The organism is Bartonella sp. AA23NXGY (assembly GCF_042197165.1).
GTDB lineage: Bacteria > Pseudomonadota > Alphaproteobacteria > Rhizobiales > Rhizobiaceae > Bartonella.
The window spans coordinates 1-5246 of the sequence record NZ_JBHIRO010000038.1 but is presented as its reverse complement, the minus strand read 5'-3'; the positions used below and the strand labels follow the sequence as shown (position 1 = coordinate 5246).

Here is a 5246-nt window from a genome sequence, read left to right as displayed (position 1 = left end):
GGAGAGAACGGGGTTTTCTACACTGATTTTTTGTGTTGTGTAGGCAGCAACAACTTTTGCAATCCCTTCTAGTTCGCCGTAGGTTAGTTCTTTTAAGATGTGGGTTTGCCAACCATTGGGACCCTCAACGATTACTTCGCCGGGGCGATTGATAACAATTTCAAATAAATTTTCATCATTGAGGAAGTCATCTAAGATCTTTAATTTTGTTAAAACGATGGAGGCTCGTTCTGCATTTTTTGCTGATGGCATAATGTGACTTTATTGGCTTAATGAAAAAAGGAATAGCTGGGAGTAGAGTGATACCTTTTGCTTGTTACTACTAGTTTATAGACAGATGAAAAATCGAGATCTCTTGCTACAAAGATGTTGACGAGTTCGCCTTGAAATTTTTCTAGGGTAGGCGGGATGTTGATTTGATTTTCAAGGGCAACGGTGGCTGTATCTTTTCCGATATTGCTTGCTTCAGAGCTGTTGAAACCACCACTTGAGTTAGAATTGCCTTTCTTTTTATTGGTTAGGTTTGTTGTAACGCTATCAACAACGGTGAGTAATAATGCTGAACTGAAGCGTTCCCACCAATGGGTGTTGACGTTGCCGTCAAAACCAGCTCTACCTAAACTGTCAGTTGCGGGAGATGCAAGATTGATGATGACACCGGTTGGTGTTTTTGCTCTTGTCCAGAGCACAAAGAGGCGAGATTGACCCTTTTTAAGCCCTCCTCGGTATTCTCCAACGACTTGGGTTCCTTTATCAAGCAAAACAACGCGCCCATTGTCAGAGAGGATATCACGGTTGATGATGCAGCTTGCAAAGCCTGGTTGGTCACTGTTTAATGCCGTTTCTAAGATACAGGGGATAGAAGTTCCCATGGCGATGATAAAGTTTCTATTTCCCATGATCCCAGCTCTTGTACCTTCTATTTTTGTAGGCTTTAGAAGTGAGGAAAAACTTTGTGAATCATTATTAGGAGTTTCACTTATATTATTACTATAGTAATTTCTCGGCATTTGAGTTGAAGAAGGGGGGGTATTGCTCGTAAAAGCCAATACGGGAGAACGTTGTGCTGCATCAAGTAAAGGATCATGTTCAACTATTTTTTCTGGTGTTGGTGATGGTGTTGGTAGTGTAATTGGAGCAATTTTTGCTTGTGATTCAGCGGAAACTAATTCTAAGGGAGTAACTGAGTTATTAAATTCTTGTTTTTTATGGATATTTGCCGTGTCTTTTGATGTTGGTGGTGTTGAAAATATATTCCAAAGCACATATGCGCAAAATCCTACAAAAGCTATAATAATGATTATTTTTTTTGTATCCGATTTTGATGTATTATTTTTGCCATCCCCAATAGATCCTCGATCTTCGATGATTGATTTATCACTCATGTGTTGTCCCCTTCAATTCCCGCTTATTTAAAGATCTGATGCAATTTTACGTTCAACAGATGGTGAGGTTGTTCCGGTATTTGGATTTGTGCCTTTTGGTTGATAGGCTTCGTTAAAGACGCATAGGACGTTTTTTCCCTGTCTTAGGGTGAAGCGTGCGCTAATGGCATGGACAATCACCATGTTGCCTCTTGTGGTTTTGGGAACCAGCGATTCTGTACCGTCATTGCTGACAATGTAAATGGCAGGGATTTCTTGGTTGTCTGGAAATGTAAATGTTGTGGTTTTGCCATTGTCATAAACGGAGGAGGGTTCGAGCACGCTTGATCCTTGAGCGGTGTAAGCCCAATTGCGTGGTCCGTAGGTTTCATACGCGTTGAAGACATTATCGATACGCTGGGCTTGTTGTTTTTCTTGTCGCATAAGGACTGCGAGTCTTCTTTGTTCTGCTTCGTCTTGGGGATAGCGAAATTTCACAAGGAAATATGTTTCTTGTCCAGAGGAAATTTCCCCATCTTTGATCGTAAGTTCAAATTGATAGGAGCGCTTTGAGCCATCAAGCTTTGTGGTGACGACTTGGAGATTGGTAATGGGTTGGACTTCCCGCGCTTTAAGGAAAAGAATATTGCCAGCGGGGGCGACTTCCCATGCAACGCTGTTGCCAATTGCCACATGGGCAATTTCTTCATTGGGAGAAAATTCTATTTGTACCGATGAGCGTATGGAGCCAATAATTTTTGTGACATTATAAGCATCATAGTTGATAAAGCGAATGCGGCTATCGCTCGGCGCGCGGGTGGGAAAAACACTCGCGTAGCTTATATTCGTCAAAGAAAAGGCAACAGCAATCCTAAGAATGAGAAAAAGAATTTTTTTTGTCATGATCAGTTGACCACTTCCGGATCAGTTCTATATTCATTAACGATAAATCCTAGAGGATTTATCAAGCGGTTTTGAACAGAGATAGGGGCATTGGTATATTCAAAGGTGAGTGTTGCAACCCAGTGGGTGATGAATTCTTTGTTGTTGTCGTTGTTACGCACAGTTCTGTAGTAACGCACTTGGGCGACATTTTCATTGATAAAAGAAATTGATTTTATTGTTATTGTAACGGTGGCGTGTTTATAAAGAATTTGAGGACTTTGGGGATTTTTTGCGCCGTACCATCCAGCAAATCTTTCTCGTTCTTCAGGTGAAGAGAGGAGAGAGATGGTTTCGAAGTTATTTTGTGTTTCTTCTACGACGAAACCTTCACGGAAGCGGACATATTTTGCTGCAAAATAGCGTGTGATGGCTTCGTCGACATTTGTTGGACCTTCTTTTAAGGCTTCTACGACTTCAGTGATGCCGGTTGAATTATCAACGCGGATGACAAAGGGTTCTACGGTTTTAAGGGGCGTGAGGGTGATGACCGCGAGAGAAGACATTATTGCAACAGCAACGGCTATGCCGGCGATTGCAAGCGAGATGCGGGTGGTGCGGCGTGAGGCGAGCATGCGATCTTGATCGAACGAGCGTGCTTCAGCAATATATTGTTCTACGGCGTTTTCTTTCATGCTTTTTGCCCGCAATTTTTGTAAGACTTCATTTCTTCGTCCGTTAATTTTTGTGCCAAAAGCGTTTCAAGTTTGCTCTCTTTCACAGATGATTGTGTATTGCCACTTATAATAATAGGTCTTGGAGTGGGCTTCTTCCCTTCCCAATTCCACATTGATCTGTTGAGTGGACGTTTAGAATATCCATCACACTTTGGGAGTGATTTCAGCGTGTTTGATGAAGACATACAGCCACTAAGAAAGAGAAATGGCAAGATAATCCAAATTTTTTTAACTCCCCGCATTTGTAGTATTACCTCCTCTAAATTTTGATGCCAAACCTCTAAAACCAGCAAGAGCACCACGACTAGCTAATCTGCTAGTGTGGTGAGCTAAATGTGTTGAACCTGCAAGAGATGCTCCTCCAGAAGCTAAAGCAGAGGCAATTCCGGGTAAATGGATAAAAAGATAAATGCCACCAGTTCCAATAATCAAAAATTGAATTACAGAAAACATGATATCTTTAATGTCACCTGAAAGGATATCTATCGCAAGACTTACATATACGTTACCAAGCAAAGTGACTAATACCTGCAAAATGATAAAGTTTGCGAGTTGTCCTAACCATGCTTCTGTAAAACGTCTTGTCGTTGAAAACATATAAAGGCTTATGAAAAGTGGTCCAACCGATATGACAAGAAATGAACCAAGTTTAGCAAACATTGTGACGATAAAGCCAATAGTGCTAAAAAAAGCAGCAATTAATAAACAGATTAAACCAGCAACCCAATTAACAATATACTTCCCCATATCATACCATGCTGTATACTGATTTGCTGCATCAAAAACATGTGCAGAAGCATGTATCATCATATTGTCCCAGACATTTTTATCTGAATTTGCTCCTTGGGTGACATTTGCAATGGCATCAGGCAGATCAGTAAAAAATATGTCTTTGATCCAAGCATTATATTGAGAAGCGTTTGTAGTGAGTGTAACAACGATGGCAAGTTTAGCTGTTGTCGCTATAAAATCCCATAAAGGCATAGAAGAACGCCCATATATAATGTTGTAACCTATAAATGCAATATAGATTATACAAGATGCCGTAAGAGGAGCGGATAAAGAACTTGAAAGATTACTAATGGTCTTATCCATTAAGTTCCCAAGAGTATTCATTAAACGGTCATCTATATCACTGTACGTAGGAACGTAATCCATTAACGACATTGAATATCCTTTTTATTTTTTATAAAAACAACTATTGAGCGTTTCTTTCAGCTTCTTCTTTCTCTTTTTGTACGGCTTTAGCGCGCTCTTTTGCTTCTCGTTCCTCTCGTCTTTTATTTATTTTCTCTAGAGCTTTATTATAATTTTCTAAAGCTCTCTTAGAATGTTCTTCATCAAGTTCCTTAGCGGCTTGTCGCACATTTTGACAATTTTTCGAATTATCAGAAGCCCCACACTTCCATTGAAACTCTCTTATTAAGCTTTCATTTTTTTTAAATTCTTCTACGCTGTAAGTTTTTTCGCAACCAGTCGTGATAAGTCCTATGCAAAGCAGTAATGTTGTTATGATGATCTTGTTCATTTTCAATTCCCTCTTTTTAATTTTCAATGACCACGGATTTTTCTTGCATAGTCTTGGTATCTTTTACTAGATTCTTCTCTAGAACGAATAATTTCAGCTTCCTGTTGAGCTTGCTGAATCATAGAGGCGGCTTGTGTTTGTAAAGCCTCTGCTTGTAATATTGCTTGTATAGCTGCTAATTGTGTTTGAGCATCTTGAACTTCAGCAGCGGTTTTAGCATTTTTGAGTTTTTCAATAATCTTACTAATGGCTTCTTTCTTTTTATCGGCATCTTCGTAAACAGCTTGCCCTGTTGCTGCTTGTCCTACATTGCGATTGTGCAATTTTTCCACTTCTTGCTTGTAAAAGGCATCAACGGCTTCTTTTGATCCACTACCACCCGATGGTTCTTTATATAAAAGTTTTTCCTTCCATTTTTCAGTGTTTCCGCTACCACCCCCAGTACCATCTATTGATTGTTCTAAATGATTAAAATCAGAGGGGAAAGCAGCATTATTCCCTTGTTTGTTGAGCAATTCTTGAAGAGCGGATAAATCAGGTTTTCCATTTAAGGAACTATATAATTGTTTTGCTTGATCGAGTTGGCTCTTTAATTGCTCAAGCTGTTGTTTGCCTTGTTGAACTTGCTGTTCTGCTTTTGCAACTTGTTCTCTCAATTTTTTGGCTTGCTCTATATTTTCCAGCAGTATTTTATAATCAAAGGGACCACCTCCAAATGCATTTGCTTGAGGTCCA

The 5246-nt window shown here is 39.7% G+C and carries 7 protein-coding genes and 1 pseudogene; all 8 read right to left on the bottom strand.

From position 1 onward, the window contains the following. Window positions 1–252 (bottom strand): annotated as a pseudogene (locus tag ACFINY_RS09305) (P-type DNA transfer ATPase VirB11); the annotation flags it as partial. A 17-nt stretch (window positions 253–269) separates the two neighbouring features. Further along, window positions 270–1385, bottom strand: coding sequence for a type IV secretion system protein VirB10 (virB10, locus tag ACFINY_RS09300; protein WP_375612437.1), 1116 nt, complete (start codon window positions 1383–1385; stop codon window positions 270–272). Window positions 1386–1412: 27 nt separating this feature from the next. Beyond that, window positions 1413–2267, bottom strand: a complete 855-nt coding sequence (gene virB9, locus ACFINY_RS09295) for a P-type conjugative transfer protein VirB9 (RefSeq protein WP_375612436.1) — start codon at window positions 2265–2267, stop codon at window positions 1413–1415. Between the two features lie 2 nt (window positions 2268–2269). Continuing rightward, window positions 2270–2941, bottom strand: a complete 672-nt coding sequence (locus tag ACFINY_RS09290) for a virB8 family protein (RefSeq protein ID WP_375612435.1) — start codon at window positions 2939–2941, stop codon at window positions 2270–2272. Further along, a complete protein-coding gene (locus tag ACFINY_RS09285; protein ID WP_375612434.1) occupies window positions 2938–3225 on the bottom strand; it encodes a type IV secretion protein VblB7 in 288 nt (95 codons plus the stop codon). Before ACFINY_RS09285 ends, ACFINY_RS09290 begins: the two co-directional genes overlap by 4 nt. Beyond that, complete coding sequence (locus ACFINY_RS09280; protein WP_375612433.1) at window positions 3212–4150, bottom strand: type IV secretion system protein; 939 nt, start codon at window positions 4148–4150, stop codon at window positions 3212–3214. Before ACFINY_RS09280 ends, ACFINY_RS09285 begins: the two co-directional genes overlap by 14 nt. Before the next feature lie 31 nt (window positions 4151–4181). Further along, window positions 4182–4511: an EexN family lipoprotein gene (locus tag ACFINY_RS09275; RefSeq protein WP_375612432.1), complete on the bottom strand. Its 330-nt coding sequence runs from the start codon at window positions 4509–4511 to the stop codon at window positions 4182–4184. Between the two features lie 23 nt (window positions 4512–4534). Further along, on the bottom strand, window positions 4535–5200 hold the full coding sequence (locus tag ACFINY_RS09270; protein ID WP_375701036.1) for a type IV secretion system protein: 666 nt from the start codon (window positions 5198–5200) through the stop codon (window positions 4535–4537). Window positions 5201–5246: the final 46 nt, after the last annotated feature.